Source organism: Bacteroides eggerthii, from assembly GCF_025146565.1.
In the GTDB taxonomy this organism is placed as follows: domain Bacteria; phylum Bacteroidota; class Bacteroidia; order Bacteroidales; family Bacteroidaceae; genus Bacteroides; species Bacteroides eggerthii.
Window position 1 is genome coordinate 543,912 of record NZ_CP102258.1, and the last position, 26,235, is coordinate 570,146.

Here is a 26,235-nt window from a genome sequence, read left to right on the forward strand (position 1 = left end):
CATAAACCATCAAATGAATTCCTGTTTTGGAGTACTTTGTTTTCATGGTTGATTAAATGTTAAATGAATTACTTCAATTGGCTCTGATTTTTATTACTACTTTTTTAACTTTTTTACTTTGCCCTGTATTCATGCAAGGCTGATGTAAGTCCTCTGGAAAGAACAGAAAGAATCTTGTTGAATCAGCCCAAAGATATTTCTCTATATCAGCTTTATAAAATGCAATATCTTTTTCTTCATTATATAAGACAATATTCTCTGTTGCATTATGACTGAGACCTATATATTCGCTACCTTCTATTACATATTGCAGATCAATATATTCACGATGGGACTCAAACAAAACCTCTTCTTCTTTTTTCGTTTGATATTCACTTATTGTTACATATACATCGCTACTCAAGTTAATAGTTCCCAATAACAACGAATCTGTCTTCAAACTATTTAAATAATCAAACACCACTTTCCAACGCTCCGGATATAATTCATAATGCTTTCTGAAACAGTCTATGTTTATTGAAGAATCTGGTTCAACTTTAAAGTTATGTAAGATTAAATCCCAATTATTTGAAGCTACCATAATATCAGATTGTTTTTGTGATGATTTTGTATGATTTACATTACAAGAAATCAAGAAGATCATTAAGATAACGGCCATTATTTTCACACATATTTTCATGATTTCCTGCGTTTAAATAAGTTTGTACTGACAAAGCCTATTAAAAATATAACCATTGTACCGAAAACAATTGTTAGATTAGCATGAAACGGGCTTTTGTATTCACTCCAAAAACCATCAGTAAACAGTATTGGTGATAAACTCATCCAAACAACAACTATTACACCGCATATTACTCCCAATACTGCATCTACATTACGAGCCTTCCTTGTCACATATCCTAATAGGAATAAACCTAACATTCCTCCACTAAATATGGAGGATAAAGCCCACCAAGCATCTAAAGCACTTTCTACATTCAAAAAAGCTAATGCCACTAATATGCCAATGATACCGACAACTATATTTGAGCCATAAAGCACGCAAACCGATTGTTTTTCAGTTGGTTGTTTACAAATAAATCTTTTATAATAGTCTGTAAGTATAATTGTTGCTGAGCTAGTAATACTAGTTGCAACCGTACTCATGCCAGCAGCAAATATAGATGCAATCAGTAAACCGGTAAGCCCGACAGGAAGTTCCTGAACGATAAAATATGGAAAAACGGAATCTCCGGTAACACCCATCGGTAATAAATCTGGATATGCTTTGTAATAAGTATACAACGCCGTACCTATCATAAAGAAGATCATTGATACTGGAATAAATAAATATCCTCCAAATAATGCTGAGAATTTAGCCTGTTTCTCATCTTTAGCCGTTAAATAGCGCTGTACATAGTTTTGATCAATACCATAATTCTGAAGGTTAATAAAGATTCCATAAACCAAGCATACCCAAAAAGTGGAATCAGATAGACTGGTTCCAAAACTCCCTAAACTGAATTTATTATCAGCGACTGCCATATCAAACATTTGCTTAGGTCCTTCGGGCATGTTAAACATCAATACAAACATACATATTAGAGCTCCACCAATCAATATAAAACCCTGAATAGCTTCAGTCCATATCACTGCTTTTAATCCGCCCAACATTGAATAGAAGATAATGGCTACACTTGTAACTATTATAATAGCTTTAATGTCCCACCCCAATAAAGCATTCATCGGTAATGCCAAAAGATAAAGTATGGACCCCATACGTGCTATCTGAGTCAGCAAGTAACAAATGGATGCATAGAACCTAGCCCAGGTGCCAAACCTCTTCTCAAGAAAACTATATGCAGAAACACTACCTAAATTACGATAAAAAGGAACAAAATATCGTGCTGCAAAATAAGAAGCAATAGGAATAGAAAGGCTAAATACAAATGCATTCCAATCGGCCATATACGCTTTTCCCGGATATGCCAAATAACTTATACTACTTACATAAGTTGCAAAAATAGACATACCTACTACCCAACCAGGAAGGCTACGACCAGCTGAAGTAAATTCATCTGAAGTTCGTTTTTTACTAAAAAAAGAACATCCAAGCAAAACTACCCCACCTGTAAATATTAAAAAGACTATTGTATCTATAATAGACATAATATCAGCACTTATGATTTTAAATCAAGATCCATGTTCAAATTTTCTAATGCAATTCTTACTTGATCACGTTCTTCTTTTTCAAAATGGTTAAATGGAGCTGCCACAAAATCACTACAGACTCCCAAAAGAGATAAAGCGCATTTTAGGCTTTTCAAATAACTGGAGCCATATTTTCCTATGGTGTATACAGTAGTGCTTATTTGCATCACAATTTTCTGTAGACGATATAGTTCCTCAAAATTATGTTCCTTTGCAGCATTGTAAAGAGCAACATATAACTTAGGAAACATGTTGGCACCTCCATTAATTCCGCCATTTCCTCCCATCAGAACAACTTCTCCGGTAACCTCTTCAGGGCCAACTAACATAGAGAAGTTTGGATGATCTTTCATTATATGCATTACCGACTGAAAATAAACTAAATTGGCAGAACTATCTTTAAACCCTATAACCTTGGGATTTTCTGCTATACGATAAATTGTTTGTGGAGCGAAATTTACTTTGGTATGCGTAGGCATATTATACAAAAAAAGAGGCAGTGGTAAATCTTTAATGAGCTTATCATAAAATTCCACTAATTCTGGTTGAGCAGAAGCAAAATAATACGGTGGTGCAGAAACTACAGCTTCAGCACCATAGTTAGCAGCTACCTGTGCAAGTCTAACACTCTCCACAATAGATGTATCTGATATACAAACCAGTACCGGCAAACGATCTGCTGTAATACGACAAGTCTCACGAATCATTTCTGCTCGCAACTTGTAACTTAGGCATTGTGCCTCACCTGTTGTTCCAAGAATAAAAAGAGCATTTACACCTCCATCAATAAGACGCTCTATTAAACACTCCAAGCCTCTAACATCTAACGTGTCATCATCTAATAATGGGGTTACTAATGGCGGGATTATACCCGACAAAGGAGATTTAAGTAATCTGTTCATACTATTATTTTTTAATTGTTTTGTTTTTTATAATATAGAAAAATCCATCTTCTGCACCTACCAGTAAATCATATATACCATCCTTATCCCAATCAACAGGAGTAGGACTTGTTGTATGTCCTGCCAAAGAAAGTCTGGAAAGATCTCCCTGATTTTTGAAATATATAGTATCACCTGATTGACGTACATTTTCAAGAAATGCAGCATTCAAAGTATTTACAATCAGGTCCAAACGTCCATCGTTATTCCAATCTACCAAACAAAGTTTACGTCTGCCAGAAGCACCGGCTTCTTTATCATTCAAACGAAGAGGACCAGGCTCATTGACAATTGGATCATGTTTTTTTGTAGGGCCAACAATAACCCCCTCCGTTGCAAAAATCCTCTTCCCTGGTTTTAACCATAATTCATCGTTCATTTTAAATCTCTCATAAAAACAGAGGTATCCTTCATGATCCATCAATATAAGGTCTGTAAACCCATCTTGATTCCAATCTATGGCAAAGGGAGTAGTACGCCATTGAGTTACTAAATCTGTTTTACCTGGATTCCACCAATTCCACAAAGGTTTAGGTGCATCTTTTCCTTGCCAGTCCACCTTTACTAGATAAGGTCCTTCCAAATTTTCAACATCTCCAGTATTTTTATACCAAACTATTTCTCCGAAAATAGAGTTAGCTATAATATCCTTTTTCCCATCTCCATCCCAATCGGCAACAGAAACAGTTGTATAACCCCATTTTTCTTCACATGGACCTTGAATAGAACCGTTTTTACCCGCAAGAATACGGATAACTTCACCATTCACTTTAAAATTGACGGGAGCTGCCCATATAGGATCATTACCTCCTCCTAAATTTTTAATAAAACAAATATTTCCTGCTGAATTTCCACTGATAATATCATCAAGCCCATCGTTATCCCAGTCAACACTAAACGGAGTAGACAATGCACCATATTTTACACAATCCGCTTTTTGCTGGAGATAAACCGGAGAATCAAATTGTGGCATATTATCAATAACAATCCCCGTATTTCTTAAATATGCCACTCTACCATCTTCATCCCCTACCATTAAATCAATATTTCCATCTTTATCAAAGTCCACAGCGACAGGCAATATCATTTCAATATGAAATTTAATAATTCCATCCTTATTTTCTAAATAACGCCCTTCAGCAAACCGAGGAACCTCACGTGTCCCAATATTTTCAAACCAAGTTAGTTTATCAATAAATTCACCACATATCAAATCTAAATCACCATCTCCATCAAAATCATACATGTTAGGGGTTGGCGCACCATAAACATCAATCGCCTTCTTTCCCGCCTTTATTTTTCCCCGATTAATATATTCTCCATTTTTGTTCTCCAATAGATACACATATCCATGAAGGGGGCCATTTTTCCAATTACCGTTTTTATCATAGGCATTATCCCAACCATAATCACCCCAATCACCTAATCCTACAATAATATCAAGATCACCATCATTGTCATAATCAACATAAGCCCATGTATTCCCGCGCTCTTTTACAATGTCTTTCAAAGGATTTTCTGTAACCTCTATTTTTTGAGGTCGTGCAAACAAAGAATTCTTAAAATCCAAATATTCGACCCCTTTATGTATTACATGCAAATTTCCATTCACATAAGAAACACTTAAATCTCTATAAGTTGTGTTTACCAATTTTACTCCTTTGTCAAAAAGTGGTGTTTGTTTATTGCCAATATTATGGAAATAAAAGATCCCTTTATGGGGTGTTGATGGACATGTCATCAATAAATCCATCAGTCCATCTCCATCATAATCAATCGGAATCGGCATTCCCCATAATCCCACTCCTAAATCTACTATTAGATCAGGGTTATTATATTTCAATCTGTATTTATCATTAGCTTGTCCATGAATCGAAATACATATCATGGCCGTTAAAAACAAAATAATAATCTTTTTCATATTATATAATTTTAGTAATAAAAACTACAAACCTCAATTTTGCAACTATCGATGTTAAAACTGAGCTCCTTAAGTATAATATCACATGCTTCTTTCAATCTTCACAATTTCAACTTTCAATTGATAATTAAGGTTTCATTCATATCATTTTCCTATTGAAATTTAGTCTTGATTGAGTATATGTCTGTTTTAAATAGTTTTTTTATTATATAATCCAATTGTTTATCGTTTCCCTGTATATGAATTATTTTCTGTGTATGGGTTAATGACTCATTGGGTGCCAATTCTGCACCTGGAGAGGAAGTTTCAATTTCATAAAAAGGTCCCATCACAGAACCATCTTCAACCGGCCCGTCATTATAAGCATTGATTACATCACCGTAGTAAGGATCATTTTGAATTCCCCACTGTCCATTCATGTAGTTCAAAGAGTCTTCAAAAATATCACACCACAAAATAGTAAGTACACCTTTGGAAGAATCATAACTTCCACATAAATTAGTTGCACGTGAAGCAGGTACTCCTAATTTAGAACGAAAACACCCATCTATTTTAAAGTAAATAATGCCATTTTTTACAATTAGTCTATCAGTAGGAATTTTACCAAAATATTCATCATTTACAATTTTTCCCTTTCTAGATTGCTTGTAAGGAATAAATACAGTAGTAGCAGATGTAGGATTAAACATACTAAGCATCCAAACTGATATCAACCCTGTTTCTTTATTCCATGATTCATTTCCAATATTGGTAATCTGGTTATCACTCTTATAAGCTACCGCTTTTATATCTTTAGGAAATTCAAGATTAAAACTTGCTGCAAATTCATTAATATCCAATAAAGAAATAGTTCGTTTAATATTTAAATAAAAAGTGGTACCACAAGCATTTGTTAAGCATCCTTCCTTAGTTAGACATATACAATTTTTACTTTGTGATTGAATTTTGAAAGCCTCTATGTCCAAAACCGGGGGAACTTTCCAATTTTTATAAATTTGTTTTTCCCCTTGCCTGAAATATAAAGAAAATACCCCACCTTCCGGACCGAGCCAAAAACGCTCTTCACCTCCCACAGGATTAAATTGCAAGTCTATTTGTCTCTTTTTGATAAAAGAATAATTAATCCAACCATAACTATCTCCTTCATCCCCAGCAGCAGATGTAGTCATAACTCGCCCTTGCCAGGCTGGAATCACCATAACTTTGGATTTTCCATCATCAGAAATCAACTCAACATATTCAATATTATTCCTGCTCATAAACAGGGCATCATCAGCATAACTTCCCATTTTATTCTTTTTTATCTATTGCAAGATATAAGGACGACCTATACCTTGCAATAGAGAGATTCTCAACTATATTAGATTTTTCCGCATGTTTTTTCTCTATTTATACAATGGACCATAATTTTTACAAGCTCTATAATCACTGCCTTCCATATCTTCGCCAAAAGCAGACCATGCACTCGGACGGAAAATATTTTCTTCAGGAACGTTGTGCATACATACCGGAATACGAAGCATAGAAGCCAGAGTAATCAGATCAGCACCTATATGACCATAACTAATAGCACCATGATTAGCTCCCCAGTTGTTCATAACGGTATATACATCACGGAAATATCCTTTACCTGTCAAACGAGGTGCAAAGAAAGTAGAAGGCCACGTACGGTCGGTACGCTCATTGATAATTTTGAACACATCATCATCCAAATTGACGGTCCAACCTTCAGCAATCTGCAAAACCGGTCCTTGACCTTTTACAAGGTTCAAACGACACATTGTTACAGGCATCTCACCACGAGTTACAAACTGAGAAGAATAACCTCCGCCACGCATATATTCACGACTGGCTGGATGCCATTTGGTTACTGCAAGACAAGCTTCCATTTCTTCTTCCGTAATTTCCCAGAAAGGCTTCATTACCGGCTTGCCGTCACATGTCTGCCAACCTGTTCCGTCAAGCGTACAAGAACCGGAATTAATAAGATGAATAAAACCATTCGCAGCCTTGCCTTCCAGTCTCTTTCCCGTTACACGTTCCACTGCATTCGGACTCCAATAAGTACGTACATCTGCAAATATCTGCGCCGTATTCGTCAAGAGATGATTGAACAACATGGAAGTACAGTTTAGCGTATCGTTTTCCGTAGCAAAAGTAAAAGCCTCACGAATACCGTTCCAGTCGAAAGAAGTGTTTAGAATAGCTTCTGAAAAATCGCCGTCAGGCTTATAGTCTGTCCATTGGCGTTGTCCCTGGAAACCAGCAGCAATTGCATTGTGTCCCATTGCTTCTTCCTTAAATCCCATCTCTGCCAGTTTGGGATTACCAATCATCATATCACGGAAAATGAGAGTCATTTTCACCACATATTCCCAACGTGCATCTTTCTCTTCACGAGAATACACCAAATGTTCTGGATTAAAATCCACCCCTTCATTGCTCTTACAATATTTTTCCACCCACACCATGGCACGAGCAAACTCTTCATGATCATAAATACCCAACTGAACACGACGCTCAATCTCACTGGCATCAACATACTCATTGCGCATACCCAAATATTCCTGAAAGAAATCGGGATTTGGAATGGATCCGGCGATACCCATGGATACACTACCGATTGAAAGATAAGACTTACCTCTCATCGTAGCTACAGCTATGCCTGCGCGAGCAAAACGTAATAATTTTTCCTTCACGTCTTCAGGTATTTCCATATTAGTAACTTCCTGTACATCACGTCCATAAATACCAAAAGTGGGTAATCCCTTCTGTGTATGACTTGCCAACGCTGAAGCTAAATAAACTGCACCCGGGCGTTCCGTACCGTTAAATCCCCAAATGGCTTTCGGCATTTCTCCATCCATATCAATGGTCTCAAATCCGTAACACCAGCAAGGAGTTACGGAGAGTACCACACCCACTCCACTGTTACGGAATTTTTCAGCTGCCATAGCGGCTTCAGCCACTCCGCCAATAGTTGTATCTGCAATCACACATTCCACAGGAGTACCATCGCTATGACACAAAACAGAAGAATAAAGTTCGGACACTTTATGAGCCATAGTCATGGTCATATCTTCCAATGATTCACGAATACCTCCACGACGACCATCAATGATAGGTCGAATACCAATTTTCGGCTTTCCACCGATTAATCTTGAATTTCTCATGGTTCAATTAATTTTATTGAGATCAACACATTTATTAAATCGTTTAAGCTATTAGATAAAAAAAACTAAGAAGTTTTTTCTATAAATTCCCCTTCAGCAAGCACAGACTGTACAGTATTACCATTAGCAATCACATCTGTCAATATCTCAAGCGCTTTTTGCACAAGAATATCTATAGGCTGTTGAATATAAGATATAGGCGCATCAAAAAAATCAAATACTGGATTACCGTCAAAGCCTACCAAACCTATTTTCCCGATAATGTCGTCTCCCATATCTTTGATTATATACAAACAAGCCAATGAAATCATGTTTGTAGCAAACAAAAAAGCGTCTACCCCGCTGTCAATCATTTTAGGAAGTAAGCGGTCAGCAGACTTTCTAGGGCTATCCTGCTTCAAAAAGGCCACGTTAATTAAGCTTTTCTTACCAGCCTCATCCATAGCTTTTTTATAGCCAAGAACACGCTCTTGCATATGAGTAAGATTAACATCATAAGCTACTATGCATGGAGCTGTATAACCTACTCTCAAGAGATATTTGGTCGCAATGTAAGAAGCATTAAAATTATTCAGAGCAACATAACTGACATTGATTTCTGGGAAATAACGGTCAAACAAAACAACAGGAATATGATTATTTACTAATGAGGAAATGGATTTCTCAGAATTATTACAAGGAACAATTATCAACCCATCTACCCCCTTATTAATAAGATTGCCCACAATACGGTTCATCTTATCTTTATTCTCATCGGAACTTCCAAAGAGAACAGTATATCCTTTACGTGCAGCTTCATCTTCCAAGACACGAGCTAATTGGGAAAAAAACGGGTTAGAAATGTCCGAAACCACTAATCCAATTGTCTTCGTCTTACCACTTCTAAGGCTCTTTGCAGCAAGATTAGGTTGGTAATTCATCTCATTAGCAATTTTCAATATACGTTGGGCCGTTTTCTCCCCTACACGATATTCTTTCTCCTTACCATTCAAAACGAATGAAACCAATGCTGTAGAAACGCCTGCAGCTTCTGCGATATCTTTCAATGATGTTTTTCTTAGTAAGGACATATAGTATATAGAAATTGAAATGCAATTATTTAAAATTGTTTTTTGGATTTATAGCATTCGTTATATTGTTACGCTGCAAATATACATATATATTTTAAACTAACAAATTTTTTCGCTAATTCGTTATAGTTTTTTTTCATGCAATCTAAAAAAGAATACTAAAAGAGCTTGTAGATCATCCTCTTTCTATTCCGAAAATAATATACATCAATATTTTCATGCTCAAACACAAAGAAAACCAGCCTAGAGATAACAAGACGTATCAGTACCCCAATCAACCACACAAAACAGAAAAAGCTATTACTTCTAATACACATTGCTTGCATACCAAAATCAAGATGTCTTCTCCCCCATGTGCATTCAGTAAACAGTTTCAAAGAAAAGCAAATTAAAAACAATTGGTTTATACCATCCAAATCAAGATGTAGCAAGATTTCCTCAATCCGCATATCATTTGCAATATCTTTGATCAGGTTTTCATTGTATGGTCAGAAGCAATGTCTCTGTTTCAACTTAACCATAAGTTCGACGTTGATCTACTCGTTAGCTTCAAATAGCCACATTCTATATATCAATAATTCTTTCATTAAACCAGTTTTAAAACTAGACGCGGACTGAATTCTTCTTTTATAGATTTCCATTGACGAGCATCAGCAGCAAACAATGCAGTAGACAATACCTCCCCCACAGCCCCACTTTTCGTAACCACTGCAACAGCCCACTTTCCTTCTACCAATTTACCGGAATTAGGGATAATAATGTGTTTCCGTTCAAAAGAATTATTACCTGAAATTGTCAGACATTCATCTTTAAGCAAAATCTCTTGTTCTTGGTTCTGTGAAACAACATTCTGCCCAAAACCAACTCTCCAGCCGTCAATTAGAGGATGTTTCCCCAATGCGAGCACAGAACTGTTTCCCATATTCACCAATGCATCCTTCACTTCATAAGATCGCAACAAATCACGTATACTCTCCAATGCATACCCTTTCAGGAAACCAGAGAGATTGATATTGATTCCAGGATGTTGGAAAAACAACGTTCGTTCTTTCGGTGATAACTGAACTTTTGAAATTAAATCCGGAGTATAATCAGTAGAATGAACTGTTATATCAAAATGCCCATTAGTACGTGCATTACAATCTACACAAAATGCAAGCATATTATAGAGTTCATGGCTGACCGGTTGCGGGCGTATAGCAGCAAACTGATTTAACTGTGCCAGTTCACTATCTGCATCATAACAATTACCTAACTTTTCTATTTGGCATAACCGATCATAAATTGCATCAACCACAAGTAAAAACTCTTCTTCACTCTGTTGACCGCATAGTACAATGTCAATACGCGTATGCATTGAAAAAAAACAGGCATAAAATACTCCACCATAAACAGGTGAGTGTTTATAATAACTCTGAATAACACCAAATGCCTTCTGTTTCATTTTCCTTTTCTATATAAACAATGAAAAGGTAAGTTACAAAAATTAATAGCTTACCTAATTCTATGCATATAAAATTAACTACAATACCGCATCGACGGTCTTATTTTCCAAGACTTTCCGATAATCTCTGTATATATCTTAGTTTCCCGAACCAAATTCAATGCTTTTTCCATAGAAAATTGTATATGCCGCACAATGCAACAATCTCCACCTTAGGATTCTGCAACGAAAAACTCATCAGGAAATGCCCCTTTGACCCCGTACCTATAATCGCCAAATGGCATTTTTCACTCGATGTCTCTACAACTTCTGAAAAAACAGAAAGCCATGGACTTATGGACAATAGGGTACCCGCACCTATAACTCCTAAGTTTCTCAAAAACTCTCGCCTGTTAATCAATGCATCTTTCATAGCTCAACTAGCGATACGTTTTAAAGTTTATATATAATATATTTATCGTTCTCTCCGATAAGGGTTTTCCATAAGATTTAAATGACTTGGTTCATCTCCACCACAATTCACCACAATTTTATACAGTACCATAGAAAGAGCTAACGGACAAACGGTCAGTGTATGCGTACCTTTCTCCCAATTGACATCGGAAGCATCTTGATGCGTTGCGGGAACATCCGCCCACCAATACCAAGGTGAAACTCCTATCTGACGCGAAAGCTCATAAACTCCATAAATAGTACCGCGCTTGTCACTTCCGGCAATGAGCAGGACTCACCTTCGAGTCCCTTTAGAAGATTATGAAGCGTAGTTATGATGAATTTTTCATTTTTATCTTTCAGAAGATCATTTTCCAACTTTCCGGCCTTCAACAACTGACGGATAAATGAGCTTTTATCGTAAGAACCAACAATGACACGTACTGTCTCGTCAGCACTGTACACCATATCCGGACGTACGGAAGTTACTTTTGAAAGTCAGTCTGCAGATTCCTTACGGCAGTCAAGACTCCTTTATGTTCCTCTTCATCACACAAAACCGAAAATGCCTTACTATGAGAAGTAACCAAGCCAAACTTGACATTATCCGAATTAAAAACGACAAAAGTGTCAACTGCCCATACAGAAGATACCGGCAACTAAACTATCATACACAACAAATTAAAAAATATTGTTCTGACTCTCATAACCTATTCTTTATTCTAATAGAACATTTTTATCTTTTCTTATTTTACTACACTGTAACGGAACCAATCCACATCCACACTTCCACCCGACTTACCTTTTGCCTGCTGCGCAAAAAGCCCTAAATGAACTCCGGTAAATCCTCCGATGGTCTCTGTGCTAAGATAGCGATACTCCATTTTACCCAAAGGGAGAAACCGATGATTATCCTCTGAATATGACAAATGATAATAGTTATAATCACCTTCTATACGAAGATAAATCAAGTCCGTATTCAATGGAAATTCTTTCTCTACGTGCCGTACTTGTCCAATACGTATATATGCCTTGACATACTTCTTTCCCCCACGACATTCCACTACAACATCATAATGATTAGTATGAGCTGCGTAAGCGGTAATTCCAGCTTCTCCCCCTTCTTTTAGGGAAGAAACATCAATGGCTGTAGTTGCCTGAAAACGAGGTTCAGTTTGCCTGCGTCCAATAAAAGTCAGTGTTCCTACCTGATCGATCGTTTTCTCACTCGCCTTCATACGTAAATACCCCTTACGTTCTGTCAATGAATAATTTTCAAAAAACGGATTACATAAATAGCTCCAACACCATGCCAGCTTTGTTTGAGAAAAATCATCAGTTTCCGGATCTTCCGGCAGTTTCACCTGTGGCAGGGTTTTGCAATCCATATCAATTTGAACAGTTCCATTCTTATTCACAACGGGCCAACTTCCCTTCTCCCATTGCACAGGAGCTAAGAATGTTTCACGCCCCATCACATGTTGCAAATAACCATGTGTACGATAGCCTAAAAAAATCACCCACCAAGAGCCGTCCGGGGCTTGCACGAAATCAGCATGTCCCAATCCTTGAATAGGACTATTCTGCATCTCATTATTAAAATGGGACAATATAGGATTCGACGGACATGGTGTATAAGGCCCCTCTAAATAACGGCTGCGGGCCAACGTCACATGATGACCATGTTCTGTTCCCCCTTCCGCCAACAGCAGATAATAATATCCGTCTTTTTTATATAGATGGGGTCCCTCAGGATAACGTCCTCCCATTCCCGACCACAGACGTTTAATCTCAGATAGCTGTTTACCGGTCTTGACATCAATCTCACAAATTTTAATTGTCCCATCCTTCCAAAGAAAATAACATTTACCTTCATCAAAGAAAAGAGTAGGATCACAACTACCTGTCACAAAATCTATCATAATAGGCTCAGACCACTCACCAGCCGGATTATCCGTATAAACATAAAAATGTTTCCGAGAAGGGAAAATAGTCGTCACCATGTAAAATATCCCATCATGATAGCGGATAGTAGGAGCATAGATACCGTTATTGCCATCCATGTTTTCCAGATTCACTTGAGAAGGGCGCGTCAAACATGCCCCTATCTGCTCCCAATGAATTAAATCTTTACTGTGAAAGACCGGGACTCCCGGAAAATACTGGAAAGTACTGTTTACCAAATAAAAATCATCACCTACCCGGCAAACACTAGGATCGGCATGAAAGCCCGGAAGAACCGGGTTCTTAAAGCCTTGCCCCCAACACATAAAAGAGCAGAGCAAGCTAACTGTAATTATTATACTTCTTTTATTCATATCTAATATCATTTTCAATGGAATAATCAACCTGCAATAGTATCTCACATAGTTTCAGCCAGCACTATATCAACTTAAAGCTACACACTCTAACGTCAGATTTATAGAATTCTCATGATAAAGCATAATTTATCAAAGAACAAGTGAAATTTCATATAACAAGGATTCTGTGTCACATAGCCATGTTTTTCATAACACAGACTTCGTATAGCGAGTTTAACGGTCTCATTGCAAATGTACAAAGAATACTTAATACATCTTTTTAAAACATGCTACACATTTCTTTATTAATATTACATCTTTCTCGTTTTTCGTTACATTTCTTATCTTACACGTAACACATATGAAGACAACAAACTATTTATCAATGCATTACAAATATGATTATTGTAAACAACAAGAATATCCATAAAAAAACAGCTATTTATAACTCCACCCTCTTATAAACTCTAAACTTAACACTATGGGCTTTCCTATGCCAATAGAATTATGAGTGTATATATCTGTAGTTTTATCATATTTCAATTATCTTTGTACATACAAGGATGATTGAAATATGACAAAGACAATAAAGCACCTGTTCCTTATATGCATACTGGTTATTATCCCTAACGGATGCCACCGGCAGTCTTCCGAACAAAACGTTGCGGCAGAAAATGACTGTACAGACATAGTACCCCTCATGCGCCCCGCCAAAAGTAAAACGGCTGCCTATTTGGATTCACTCGGCTTCATTAATATTGCCGAAGCAGACAGCAGTATTGGCATAGACTTGATGTACACTCGTGCAAACAACTTCACAGGACAAGTGCTGTATGAAGACTTGCACGAAGCCTATCTTCATCCGGAAGCATTGAAAAGCCTGTTGCAAGCCCAAAAACGATTGAAAGAAATATGCCCCGGTTACAGTCTTATTGTCTATGACGCAGCGCGCCCGATGTCTGTCCAACAAAAAATGTGGAACATCGTAAAAGGAACTCCCCAATATATATACGTATCCAATCCTGCGCGCGGCGGTGGCCTGCACAACTACGGTATGGCTGTAGACATCAGCATTGTCGATGCACAAGGGCAGCCACTTCCAATGGGTACTCCCGTAGATTATCTTGGCAAGGAGGCACACATCACCGAAGAAGAACAATTGGTACGAACCGGCAAGCTCACCATACACGAACTGGAGAACCGCCGACTCTTGCGCAAGGTGATGAAAGAAGCCGGTTTCCGCACGCTTCCCAGTGAATGGTGGCACTTCAACCGCGTCAGCCGGCAGACAGCCAAAAAGAAGTACCGGATAATTCCTTAAAGCCTCAACAATCTCCATTTCCGGCAAGCCCGGATGCATTCCACCTGACTTTCTCAGACTAATCTCACAAATAATATAAATCAAACATTGAAGTTGACTTATATTAGTGCAGAACAATTTGTTTTGGTTATCTTTGTAACAAAATATCAATTACTCCAGAATGATAACAAGAACAATGAACCCTTTTACACTCAGAAGGGAGATGCAAAAAGATATATTCGACAATATAGTCCCTTATCTTAGAAGGAATTATGATTCCAAAATACACAGAGCAATTATCAAAAGCCATTGCTTGCCAATGATATTCAATCCTATCCATTACTTCAGTAAGACAACAAATAATGATTGGTTTATATATTACTATGCAATAAACAAAAAATTTTCTAAAGACGCTGCATGTATTGCCGCATCCGAGGTACAAACAGAAGAAGGCACTTATGTTTACGAATATATTATTGCAGGTGAGCATAATATCTATATATTTCCACCTCATTTTTTCTCCCGATATCATTCAAGATTCGTAAAGGACACTGAGATTAGTAAGCAAGAACTTATCAATCAATATATAAAGAACAGCTATTTAGGTATTATGAGAGTCTCCGGTTTAGGACAGAATACATGTGCCATAAGTTTTCAAGACGGATACGCAATAGGCGATATTATCAGTCGTGAAGAACACATTTACATATTCAAGACATTCATCTCAAAAGATTTATTGAGAAAGGACCAAATGTTTGCAAAAGCATATGACATAATTCAGGAACAGAAACTGCTGAATTACATTGTTAATTTAGAAAATCCCCATGAATTCCTGATTAATCAATACGGCCATTTTCTGGACTCTAAGTTATAAAACAAAATGGAAAAGCCCCGAATGACTGAAATACATAGCCAAGACACTCTACACTTCATCCGCACACACCGTCGGGAAGATGTACGACTCCTTGCTTTGCAGGCACACCGTTATCCCTCGGTGGATATGCCTGCCGCCATCACGCAGATCTTTGGCTGGCAGATTGCCAAAGAGAAGATACCTGCATGGGCCGAAAACGAAAACATACTCTACCCAGTCCACCTTTCTCTGGAGCAATGCTCCTCCGAAATGACAGCGCGATACAAGGCAGAGATTATAAGACACCTGTTGGAAGCAGGGCGACAGAGTTCCGAAGAGAATAATACTCCCGAACCAACGGAATCTCTCACCGACCTCACTGGCGGCTTCGGCATCGACTGCGCTTTTTTGTCCTCCTGCTTCCGAAAAGCCACTTACGTGGAACGCCAAGAAACACTTTGTGAGATTGCCCGACACAACTTTCCCGCTTTGGGGCTGGACCACATCTCTGTCTGCCACGAAGACAGCATCCGCTATCTGCAAGAAATGGAATCTGTGGACTGGATATTCATAGATCCTGCCCGGCGTGACGGACGTGGTGGTAAAACAGTAGCTATCAGCGACTGCGAACCCGACGTTTCCGCTTTAGAGGATTTATTACTTGAAAAAGCCTCGCATGTCTTGGTCAAGCTCTCTCCCATGCTGGATTTGGCCCTCGCATTGCATGATTTGAAACATGTACAAGTCGCCCACATTGTTTCCGTCAATAATGAATGCAAGGAGCTTCTGCTCGTATTGGGGCGCGAAACGCATCTATCCTCCGAGGAAGTTCCCATTCATTGCATCAATCTCATAACATCGCAAACAACTCAATGCCTCCTATTCACCCGGCAGCAAGAAAAAGAATACTCATGTCCGTATACCTCCACATTAAAAACGTATCTGTACGAACCTAATGCCTCCATTCTGAAAGCCGGAGCCTTCCGCAGCGTTTCATCTATATATAATGTAGAAAAGCTGCATCCCAACAGCCACCTTTATACTTCCGACGAATATATACCGGACTTTCCCGGACGCAGGTTCCTGATCACCGGTAGCAGCAGCCTCAACAAGAAAGAACTCAAAGAACTGTTAGGAACGGGGAAAAAAGCCAACCTCACCGTACGCAATTTTCCCGCCAGCGTAGCCGAACTGCGCAAACGGCTGAAACTGGCTGAAGGCGGCGACACTTATTTATTCGCTACCACATTGGCGAACGAAAAGAAAGTGCTTATTATTTGCCAACCATAGGGCAACTTTCGTTTTCATTTTGACACTTTGTATTTCCACCCGCATCAGGATGCATTATTTACGCCCGATTGCCCGTCTAAGCAGAAATACGCGAACGGGATTTCACAACTTACTATCTTGTAGGAAGATAGCGAAATATGGGTTCTTCTAATAAATGGAAAAGCCCTTATCTTATTCCATTAATTTCACTTTTACCAACGTAAAGTTCTACTTTATACGGCCAAACATGAACTTTACGTAGAGGAAGTTGATGTTTTGTCGGCAAGAAGTGAATGTTTTGTCGGCATCATATTAACAACCTGCTACTATGATATTAACTTTTCTTCGGAAGAAACTGCATAAAGCACGTATATTATGCAGAACAACTGCAATATTTATTCTCTTTCCATACCACATCCCTCTATTCCACTCTATCTCGAAAAACAAAGATGTCAGCAGAAAGTTGTTTTTACTTTCTTACTGACACCTATTTAAAGATAAATGTTTGTTGATGCTATTATTACATATTGTTGATTGCATTGTCCAGCCACTCCACTCGCTCCTGTAATGAGTTTGTAACCTAATTGTTACCCTTTCTTCAACCTCCCGTAAACCGCACGTAACGGCATACCTCTACTTTTGCCGCAAATTATTAACAGATAATAACAGGTATGAAACAATTTGTAAAAGCATTCTTATTCTTGCTCTTATTCGCAACGTCCGGCAACGCGGCAATGGCCGATGAAAAAGCAAATATTGTTAAACAAGGTACGGTGCGCGGCCGTATCATTGATGTAACAAAGCAAACTCTCCCGGGTGCTTCAATCTATATCGAAAAACTACACACCGGAGTAACAAGCGACGTCAACGGCTTCTACACATTCCCCAACCTCGACCCGGGAACTTATACAGTAAAGGTGAGCTACGTGGGCTACTCACCCGTAGAACTGAAAATCACCATTCCTGCCGGACGTACTTTAGAAAAAGACGTAGTACTGAACGAAGGGGTTGAACTTCAGGAGGTAGTTGTAGGCGGAGCCTTCCAAGGGCAACGTCGTGCCATCAACGCCCAAAAGAGCAATTTGGGAATTACCAATGTAGTATCTGCCGACCAAGTAGGCAAGTTTCCCGACTCCAACATCGGCGATGCCCTGAAGCGTATCTCCGGAATTAACGTGCAGTATGACCAGGGAGAGGCCCGTTTCGGACAAGTCCGCGGGACAAGCGCCGATTTAAGTTCCGTAACGATCAACGGCAATCGCATACCCTCTGCCGAAGGCGACACACGTAACGTACAGCTTGACCTGATTCCGGCAGACATGATTCAGACTATCGAAGTAAATAAGGTGGTAACTCCGGATATGGATGCCGATGCCATTGGCGGTTCCATCAATCTGATAACAAAGAACTCACCTTATAAACGCACCATTGCCGCAACCGCAGGCACAGGTTACAACTGGATTAGCGAAAAAGCACAGTTGAACTTGGGATTCACCTATGGCGACCGTTTCTTCAATGACAAATTAGGACTGATGATATCTGCCTCCTACCAAAACTCTCCTTCCGGGTCTTACGACACCGAGTTTACATGGGAACAAGGCGAAGATGGCAAAACATATGTCAACGACTATCAAATACGCCAGTACTACGTAACCCGCGAACGGCAGAGTTACTCCGCAGCTCTGGACTGGGACATCAACGCCAACCACAAACTGACTTTCAAGGGTATCTTCAACAACCGTAACGACTGGGAAAACCGTTACCGTACCAATCTGAAAGACCTTGAAGCGGACGGCAGCGCCACCGTACGCATACAAACCAAAGCCGGAACACCCGATAACCGCAATGCACGCCTGGAACGCCAGCGAACCATGGATTTTGCCCTCGGAGGCGAACATCTTTTCGGTCCGTTCGCCATGGACTGGCACGCCAGTTATGCCAAAGCCAGCGAAGAACGTCCCAACGAACGCTACATCGACTTCCAACTCAAGAAACAGAAGTTCAATGTAGACCTGAGCAATGAACGCCAGCCGTTTGCCACTCCCAAAGACGGTTCCACAATGACCCTGAACGACGAGTTCAGCCTGAAAGAACTGACCGAACAACAGGAAGACATCAAAGAACAAGACTTGAAATTCTCCGCCAACTTCAAACTTCCGTTCAAGAACGGCAACAAACTGAAGTTCGGTGCAAAGGTAGTGCGTAAAACCAAAGATAAAGAAGTGGACTTCTACGAATACTCCCCGCTGAATGAGGATGCTTTCATGGAAAACAGCCTTAAAAATACCGTAGACCAATCCAACAAACACTTCATGCCCAACAACAAGTATCAGGCAGGTATTTATGCCGGCAAAGAATATACAGGCTCATTAGATCTCAACAATACTTCACTGTTCGAGAAAGAACAGGTGCAGGAAGAATTGGCCGGAAACTTTGAAGCCCGCGAAACAGTCAGTTCCGGCTATGTCCGCTTTGACCAGAAAATAACAGACCGCGTGGAGCTGATGTCCGGCCTTCGTATCGAAAATACCAACTTGGCCTATACCGGGCGTACTTATGATGCCGATGAAGACATCACCAGCAAAACCGAACGCCGCCATAACAGTTACATCAACTTTCTGCCGTCCTTGCTCATGAAATGGAACGTAAACGAGGACTTCAAAGTACGCGGCTCATTCACCCAAACACTGTCACGCCCTAAGTATTCGGCCCTTGTACCAAGCGTAAACATCAAACGCTCCGACAATGAAATCACCATCGGTAACCCGGAACTGAAGCCCGCCATGTCTTATAACTTCGACTTGAGTGCCGACTATTATTTCCGCAGTATCGGTCTGGTCAGCGCCGGTGTCTTCTACAAGAAGATCGACGATTTCATTGTAAATCAAATCAGTAACAACTACGAATACCAAGGTAACGTATATACCCGCTTCACGCAGCCCAAAAACGCAGGCAATGCCAATCTGTTCGGCATAGAGCTCTCTTACCAACGTGATTTCAGCTTCATTGCTCCTGCCTTGAAGTGTATCGGCTTCTACGGAACCTATACTTATACCCATTCCCGCATAGAAGACTTCAACTTTGAAGGTCGCGAAAACGAAGAAGGTCTCAGTATGCCGGGGTCACCGGCACACACAGCCAATGCCTCACTCTATTTCGAAAAAGCCGGACTGAACATACGTTTAAGCTACAACTTCGCTTCCGAGTTTATTGACGAAATGGGCGAAAGCGCTTTCTATGACCGTTACTACGACAAAGTGAATTATATGGATGCCAACGCCAGCTACACTTTCGGCAAGAAAATCAAGACAACCTTCTATGCCGAAGCCAACAACCTGCTGAACCAACCGCTCCGTTACTATCAGGGTACAAAGGACCGCACCATGCAAGCTGAATACTATGGCGTAAAAGTGAACGCCGGAGTGAAAATTAATTTCTAAATATACAATGCATCACAGAGCGTACAGAACTTCACAAAGTATTTCCTTTAGTGGAAGCTAAGTGAAAGAACTCAGTGAAACACTGTATCTCTGTAATGAAAAAACAATATCAAAACAATGAAGAAAATATTCCTTTTATTATTCGTCGCCCTGTTGGGCAATCTGGCAACCGCCCAAATCACTGATTATTCCGTATTCGACAAGAAGTTCAACTTTTATGTAGCCAACGACTTAGGGCGTAACGGTTATTATGACCAGAAAACCATTGCCGAACTAATGGGAGTTATGGCGGAAAACGGCGCAGACCCGGAATTCGTACTCGCCACAGGCGACGTACACCACTTTGAAGGCGTACGCTCCGTCAACGACCCGCTGTGGATGACCAATTACGAACTGATTTACAGTCATCCCGAACTGATGATAGACTGGTTTCCACTGCTGGGCAATCACGAATACCGCGGCAATACACAGGCCGTACAGGATTATTCAAATGTCAGCCGCCGCTGGACAATGCCTGCACGCTACTATACTAAAACTTTCGCAGACAAGGACATGACTATCCGGGTGGTTTGGATAGATACTGCTCCGCTGATAGACAAATACCGCAATGAAAAAGAAACCTATCCCGATGCTTGCAAACAGGATTACCAGCAACAACTGGCATGGATAGACTCCGTCTTGACTTCTGCCAAAGAAGACTGGATAATTGTTGCCGGACACCATCCCATTTATGCCGAAACTCCCAAAGACGAGAGTGAACGTCTGGATATGCAGGCACGTCTCGACCCGATACTCCGCAAGCACAAAGTGGATATGTACATCTGCGGGCATATCCACAACTTCCAGCACGTCCGCGTACCGGGCAGCAATATCGATTATATCACCAATTCCTCCGGTTCACTCAGCCGCAAGGTCAAACCCATTGAAGGCACAGTGTTTTGCAGCCCTGCATCCGGCTTCTCCATTGTATCTGCCAATAAAAAAACTTTGGAACTGCGCATGATCGACAAAGACGGTAATGTGCTGCATACAGTGACACGCAACAAATAGCCCTTCTAATTAGAAAAGACGAGAGTCCTCTTATATTTCACAAAAAATGAACCGGTTCATTTTATTCTACTATTGGTTTGCACTATCTTTGTCCGCAAAACAATATATTCCATGAACATTCTATTACTTGTAGGAGGACTCCTTCTCATTTTATTGGGAGCAAACGGACTGACAGACGGAGCAGCATCTGTCGCCAAACGGTTTCATATACCTAATATCGTTATCGGACTGACAATCGTTGCTTTCGGGACCTCCGCCCCTGAATTAACGGTCAGCGTATCTTCCGCACTGAAAGGAAGCGCAGACATCGCCATTGGCAATGTAGTAGGAAGCAATATCTTCAATACACTGATGATTGTGGGCTGCACCGCACTGTTTGCCCCCATTGCCGTAACCCGAAATACACTGCAGAAAGAAATACCTTTGTGCATCCTCTCCTCCATAGCCTTGCTGATTTGTGCCAACGACATATTCCTGAATGGAGACGAAGCTAATATCCTCAGCATCACCGATGGCCTGTTGTTGCTCTGTTTCTTTGCAATTTTCATGAGCTACACTTTTGCTATCGCCTCGCACACTCCTGAGGAAGCCGCCGGCGATGAGGAGAGCATCAAGCAACTGCCGCTTTGGAAATCCATTCTCTATATCCTGGGAGGGCTCGGCGCACTGATTGCCGGCGGAAGTCTCTTTGTAGACGGTGCAAGCGGCATTGCGCGTAATCTGGGAGTGAGCGAGTCCGTTATCGGACTGACATTAGTAGCGGGTGGCACATCGCTCCCCGAACTTGCCACGTCCATCGTCGCAGCTTTAAAGAAAAATCCGGAAATAGCCATCGGTAATGTAGTGGGAAGCAATTTGTTCAATGTATTCTTCGTATTAGGGTGCAGTGCTTCCATAACGCCATTACACCTGACAGGCATTACTAATTTGGACCTATGGGTACTGATAGGATCGGGCATACTGCTTTGGCTGTTCGGGCTGTTTTTTGCCAAACGCACCATCACCCGTATCGAAGGAAGTATCATGGTGCTTTGTTACATTGCATATACAACATTCCTCATTTATAGCCTGTAAGACAACGGACTTTAAAGATTTTCCGTATCTTTGCCCACTCATAACAACATACAACTATGGCAATTACAATTAAAAAAGTCTCCACGAAGAAAGAGCTGAAACAGTTTATCCGCTTTAATTACGAACTATACAAAAGCAATCCGTATTCAGTACCCGATCTTTACGATGATATGCTCAAAACTTTCAACAAGAAGAAAAATGCGGCTTTCGAATTTTGTGAAGCCGATTATTTTCTTGCTTATAAGAACAACAAAATCGTAGGACGCGTAGCCGCCATCATCAATCAAAAAGCCAACCAGACTTGGAACAAGAAAGAGGTACGCTTCGGCTGGATTGATTTTATCGACGACCCCGAAGTATCTGAAGCCCTTATACATACTGTCGAAGAATGGGGCAAAGAACGAGGGATGACCCACATACAGGGCCCGTTAGGCTTTACCGATTTTGATGCGGAAGGCATGCTCATCGAAGGTTACGATCAGCTCAGCACAATGGCAACCACCTATAACTATCCTTACTACCCGCAGCACATGGAACGTATGGGATTTGAGAAAGATGCCGATTGGGTGGAATACAAGATTTACATTCCTGATGCCATACCCGACAAGCACAAACGTATCTCGGAACTAATCCAACGCAAATATAATCTCAAAATCAAAAAATACTCTTCTGCCAAGAAGATTGCCCATGACTACGGACAAGCCATTTTTGAACTGATGAACGAAGCATACAGCCCGTTGTACGGTTACTCAGCTTTGTCACAGCGCCAGATTGACCAATATGTAAAAATGTACCTGCCCATTCTTGACCTGCGTATGGTGACACTGGTTACAGATGCCGAAGACAAACTGGTAGCCGTAGGTATCTCCATGCCCTCCCTATCGGAAGCTCTACAAAAGTCTCATGGGCGTTTATTGCCTTTCGGTTGGTATCACCTGCTGAAAGCCTTGTTCATGAAACGTCGCGCCAAGATGCTGGATTTGTTGCTCGTAGCCGTAAAACCCGAATATCAGAATAAAGGTGTAAATGCTTTGCTGTTTTCCGACTTAATCCCCGTCTATCAGAAACTGGGTTTTGTGTTTGCAGAAAGTAATCCGGAACTGGAGTTGAATGGAAAAGTACAGGCACAGTGGGAATACTTCAAAACCGAACAACACAAGAGGAGAAGAGCATTTATCAAAGCAATCTAAAAAATTGTGGATCTTTTAGATAGAGTACTATTTCTTCGTTGCCAAAATCTCTTTATTCCATATTAAATATGGCAAAGTTTCAGGGCATATATTTGTTTACATAGGTGTTTTTATTGATTTTCTTATTAACTTTGCGGAATATCAATGCTTACAATACAAGATGTTTTTCTATGGAAGATAATAATATGACTTTGCCATTGGAAGCTTCCGCCGATTACGAGGAAAAGGCAACCAGTGCAAACATCGGCAGCAACGAAGTGGAATACAACGAAGATAACATTCGCCATTTGGACGACATGGAGCATATTCGTGTCCGTTCGGGCATGTACATAGGCCGCCTTGGCGACGGTTCGCAGAATGATGACGGTATCTACGTATTGCTGAAAGAAGTGATGGACAACAGCATCGATGAATTTAAAATGGGTGCCGGCAAACGTATTGAAGTCAACATCGAGGACAATCTCCGCGTAAGTGTACGTGATTACGGACGGGGCATTCCGCAAGGAAAACTGATAGAAGCAGTCAGCAAACTGAATACCGGCGGGAAATATGACAGCAAAGCCTTCAAAAAAAGCGTCGGTCTGAACGGTGTCGGCATCAAAGCCGTCAACGCACTCAGCAGCCGTTTTGAAGTACGGAGTTATCGTGACGGCAAAGTACGTACCGTAATTTTTGAAAAAGGAGTACTGCAAAGTGATGTAATGGAAGACAGCACAGAAGAAAATGGTACTTATATCTTCTTTGAACCGGACAACACCCTCTTCCTCAACTACTCTTTCCAGAACCAGTTTGTAGAAACACTGTTGCGTAACTACACTTATCTTAATACGGGACTGACTTTCATCTACAACGGACAGCGGATCATCTCCCGCCATGGACTGGAAGACTTGTTGAAAGACAACATGACCAGTGAGGGTCTTTATGATATTGTCCACCTGAAAGGCGAAGACATCGAGATAGCTTTTACACACACCAACCAATACGGAGAGGAATATTATTCTTTCGTAAACGGACAGCATACCACACAAGGCGGTACGCATCAAACTGCATTGAAAGAACATATCGCCCGTACTATCAAAGAATTCTACAACAAGAACCAGGACTATGCCGACATCCGCAACGGACTGGTGGCCGCCATTGCCATTGATGTGGAAGAGCCCATGTTCGAAAGCCAAACCAAAACAAAACTCGGCTCCAACAATATGTGGCCCGACGGTCCGACCGTAAACAAATATGTGGGCGATTTCATTAAAACGGAAGTGGACAATTTCCTTCACAAAAACCCGTTGGTAGCCGAAGTTATGTTGCAAAAGATACAGGACTCCGAAAAAGAACGTAAAGCCATTGCCGGAGTAACCAAGTTGGCCCGCGAACGAGCTAAGAAGGCCAACCTGCATAACCGTAAGCTACGTGACTGCCGTTTCCATCTGAGTGACGGGAAAGGTAAGGAACAGGAGACAGATTCGTGTATCTTCATCACAGAGGGCGACTCTGCCAGCGGCTCTATCACCAAAAGCCGCGACGTAAACACGCAAGCCGTATTCAGCTTACGTGGCAAGCCTCTCAATTCTTACGGACTGACCAAGAAAGTGGTTTATGAAAACGAAGAGTTCAATCTGTTGCAAGCAGCATTGAACATCGAAGACGGAATTGAAGGGCTTCGCTACAACAAAGTGATTGTTGCCACTGATGCCGATGTGGACGGGATGCATATTCGCCTGTTAATCATTACATTCTTCCTTCAGTTCTTCCCTGATTTAATAAAGAAAGGACACGTATATATCTTGCAGACCCCACTATTTCGTGTACGCAACAAAAAGAAAACAAACTATTGCTATACAGAAGACGAACGGATAAAAGCGATCGAAGAACTTGGCCCGAACCCGGAAATCACCCGCTTCAAAGGTCTGGGAGAAATCTCACCGGATGAATTCAAACATTTCATCGGCAAAGATATGCGTCTGGAACAAGTTTCACTGCGCAAGACTGATTTAGTAAAAGAGTTATTGGAATTCTACATGGGCAAGAACACCATGGAACGGCAGAACTTTATCATTGACAACCTGGTTATAGAAGAAGATTTAGCATCATGAGAAGAGCAATCTTTCCGGGTACATTCGACCCGTTTACAATCGGCCACTCCTCGGTAGTGCGTCGCGCACTGACTTTCATAGACGAAATCGTCATAGGAATAGGTATCAACGAGAATAAGAATACGCATTTCCCCATTGAAAAGCGCGAAAAAATGATACGGGATTACTACCGGAACGAGCCGCGTATCATTGTACAGTCGTACAATTGCCTGACCATCGACTTTGCCAAGGAAGTGGGTGCCAACCTGATTATACGCGGAATACGCACAGTAAAGGATTTTGAGTACGAGGAAACAATTGCGGATATAAACCGCAAGCTGACCGGAATAGAAACCATCCTGCTCTTTACGGAACCGGAGTTGACTTGCGTAAGTTCGACTACCGTACGCGAACTGCTGCAATTCGGGAAAGACATAAGTATGTTCATTCCGGAAGGAATGGAGATGAGTGATGATATGATTAGTGATTAGCAATGACGGTATAAGTGATTAGTGA

19 protein-coding genes and 1 pseudogene are annotated in these 26,235 nt (G+C 40.6%); 9 read left to right on the top strand and 11 right to left on the bottom strand.

Annotation, left to right across the window (positions count from 1 at the left end; all coding sequences use genetic code 11):
• Positions 1-73: 73 nt before the first annotated feature.
• The 11 genes and pseudogenes from NQ546_RS02385 to NQ546_RS02435 form a co-directional block, all read right to left on the bottom strand.
• A complete protein-coding gene (locus NQ546_RS02385; protein WP_004291680.1) occupies positions 74-679 on the bottom strand; it encodes a YhcH/YjgK/YiaL family protein in 606 nt (201 codons plus the stop codon).
• Positions 676-2,148 carry a sodium:solute symporter family protein gene (locus tag NQ546_RS02390; RefSeq protein WP_004291681.1) on the bottom strand — a complete coding sequence of 491 codons (1,473 nt, stop codon included), beginning with the start codon at positions 2,146-2,148 and terminating at the stop codon, positions 676-678. The genes NQ546_RS02385 and NQ546_RS02390 overlap by 4 nt, the downstream gene beginning before the upstream one ends.
• Before the next feature lie 11 nt (positions 2,149-2,159).
• On the bottom strand, positions 2,160-3,092 hold the full coding sequence (locus NQ546_RS02395) for a dihydrodipicolinate synthase family protein (protein ID WP_004291682.1): 933 nt from the start codon (positions 3,090-3,092) through the stop codon (positions 2,160-2,162).
• 4 nt (positions 3,093-3,096) lie between these two features.
• Entirely contained in the window at positions 3,097-5,052 is a 1,956-nt protein-coding gene (locus NQ546_RS02400) for an FG-GAP repeat domain-containing protein (protein ID WP_004291683.1), read from the bottom strand.
• Between the two features lie 152 nt (positions 5,053-5,204).
• A complete protein-coding gene (locus tag NQ546_RS02405) occupies positions 5,205-6,341 on the bottom strand; it encodes a DUF6786 family protein (RefSeq protein ID WP_004291684.1) in 1,137 nt (378 codons plus the stop codon).
• 96 nt (positions 6,342-6,437) lie between these two features.
• Positions 6,438-8,225 (bottom strand): L-fucose isomerase, encoded by a 1,788-nt coding sequence (locus NQ546_RS02410; protein ID WP_004291685.1) that lies wholly within the window; start codon positions 8,223-8,225, stop codon positions 6,438-6,440.
• A gap of 65 nt (positions 8,226-8,290) precedes the next feature.
• Positions 8,291-9,295, bottom strand: coding sequence for a LacI family DNA-binding transcriptional regulator (locus NQ546_RS02415; protein WP_004291686.1), 1,005 nt, complete (start codon positions 9,293-9,295; stop codon positions 8,291-8,293).
• Positions 9,296-9,881: 586 nt separating this feature from the next.
• The gene (locus NQ546_RS02420; protein WP_004291688.1) at positions 9,882-10,739 is read right to left on the bottom strand and encodes an FAD:protein FMN transferase; all 858 of its coding nucleotides are present in this window, start codon (positions 10,737-10,739) and stop codon (positions 9,882-9,884) included.
• Between the two features lie 81 nt (positions 10,740-10,820).
• Positions 10,821-11,151, bottom strand: a pseudogene (locus tag NQ546_RS02425) (gfo/Idh/MocA family oxidoreductase); the annotation flags it as partial.
• Positions 11,152-11,396: 245 nt separating this feature from the next.
• Positions 11,397-11,639, bottom strand: coding sequence for a hypothetical protein (locus tag NQ546_RS02430; protein ID WP_004291690.1), 243 nt, complete (start codon positions 11,637-11,639; stop codon positions 11,397-11,399).
• Between the two features lie 278 nt (positions 11,640-11,917).
• Positions 11,918-13,441, bottom strand: coding sequence for a glycoside hydrolase family 43 protein (locus NQ546_RS02435; RefSeq protein ID WP_039953449.1), 1,524 nt, complete (start codon positions 13,439-13,441; stop codon positions 11,918-11,920).
• Positions 13,442-14,045: 604 nt separating this feature from the next.
• Between NQ546_RS02435 and NQ546_RS02440 the strand changes: the two genes are divergently transcribed.
• The 9 genes from NQ546_RS02440 (at position 14,046) to coaD (ending at position 26,210) form a co-directional block, all read left to right on the top strand.
• Complete coding sequence (locus NQ546_RS02440) at positions 14,046-14,792, top strand: M15 family metallopeptidase (protein WP_004291692.1); 747 nt, start codon at positions 14,046-14,048, stop codon at positions 14,790-14,792.
• A 160-nt stretch (positions 14,793-14,952) separates the two neighbouring features.
• A complete protein-coding gene (locus tag NQ546_RS02445) occupies positions 14,953-15,645 on the top strand; it encodes a hypothetical protein (protein WP_229074270.1) in 693 nt (230 codons plus the stop codon).
• A 6-nt stretch (positions 15,646-15,651) separates the two neighbouring features.
• The gene (locus tag NQ546_RS02450; protein ID WP_004291694.1) at positions 15,652-16,914 is read left to right on the top strand and encodes a class I SAM-dependent methyltransferase; all 1,263 of its coding nucleotides are present in this window, start codon (positions 15,652-15,654) and stop codon (positions 16,912-16,914) included.
• 650 nt (positions 16,915-17,564) lie between these two features.
• A complete protein-coding gene (locus tag NQ546_RS02455) occupies positions 17,565-20,333 on the top strand; it encodes a TonB-dependent receptor (RefSeq protein ID WP_004291695.1) in 2,769 nt (922 codons plus the stop codon).
• Positions 20,334-20,450: 117 nt separating this feature from the next.
• On the top strand, positions 20,451-21,383 hold the full coding sequence (locus NQ546_RS02460; protein WP_004291696.1) for a metallophosphoesterase: 933 nt from the start codon (positions 20,451-20,453) through the stop codon (positions 21,381-21,383).
• 111 nt (positions 21,384-21,494) lie between these two features.
• Positions 21,495-22,457: a calcium/sodium antiporter gene (locus tag NQ546_RS02465; RefSeq protein WP_004291697.1), complete on the top strand. Its 963-nt coding sequence runs from the start codon at positions 21,495-21,497 to the stop codon at positions 22,455-22,457.
• 56 nt (positions 22,458-22,513) lie between these two features.
• Positions 22,514-23,647: a hypothetical protein gene (locus NQ546_RS02470; protein WP_004291698.1), complete on the top strand. Its 1,134-nt coding sequence runs from the start codon at positions 22,514-22,516 to the stop codon at positions 23,645-23,647.
• A 185-nt stretch (positions 23,648-23,832) separates the two neighbouring features.
• Complete coding sequence (locus NQ546_RS02475) at positions 23,833-25,740, top strand: DNA topoisomerase IV subunit B (protein WP_050764439.1); 1,908 nt, start codon at positions 23,833-23,835, stop codon at positions 25,738-25,740.
• Positions 25,737-26,210, top strand: coding sequence for a pantetheine-phosphate adenylyltransferase (coaD, locus tag NQ546_RS02480; RefSeq protein WP_004291700.1), 474 nt, complete (start codon positions 25,737-25,739; stop codon positions 26,208-26,210). Before NQ546_RS02475 ends, coaD begins: the two co-directional genes overlap by 4 nt.
• Positions 26,211-26,235 lie beyond the last annotated feature (25 nt).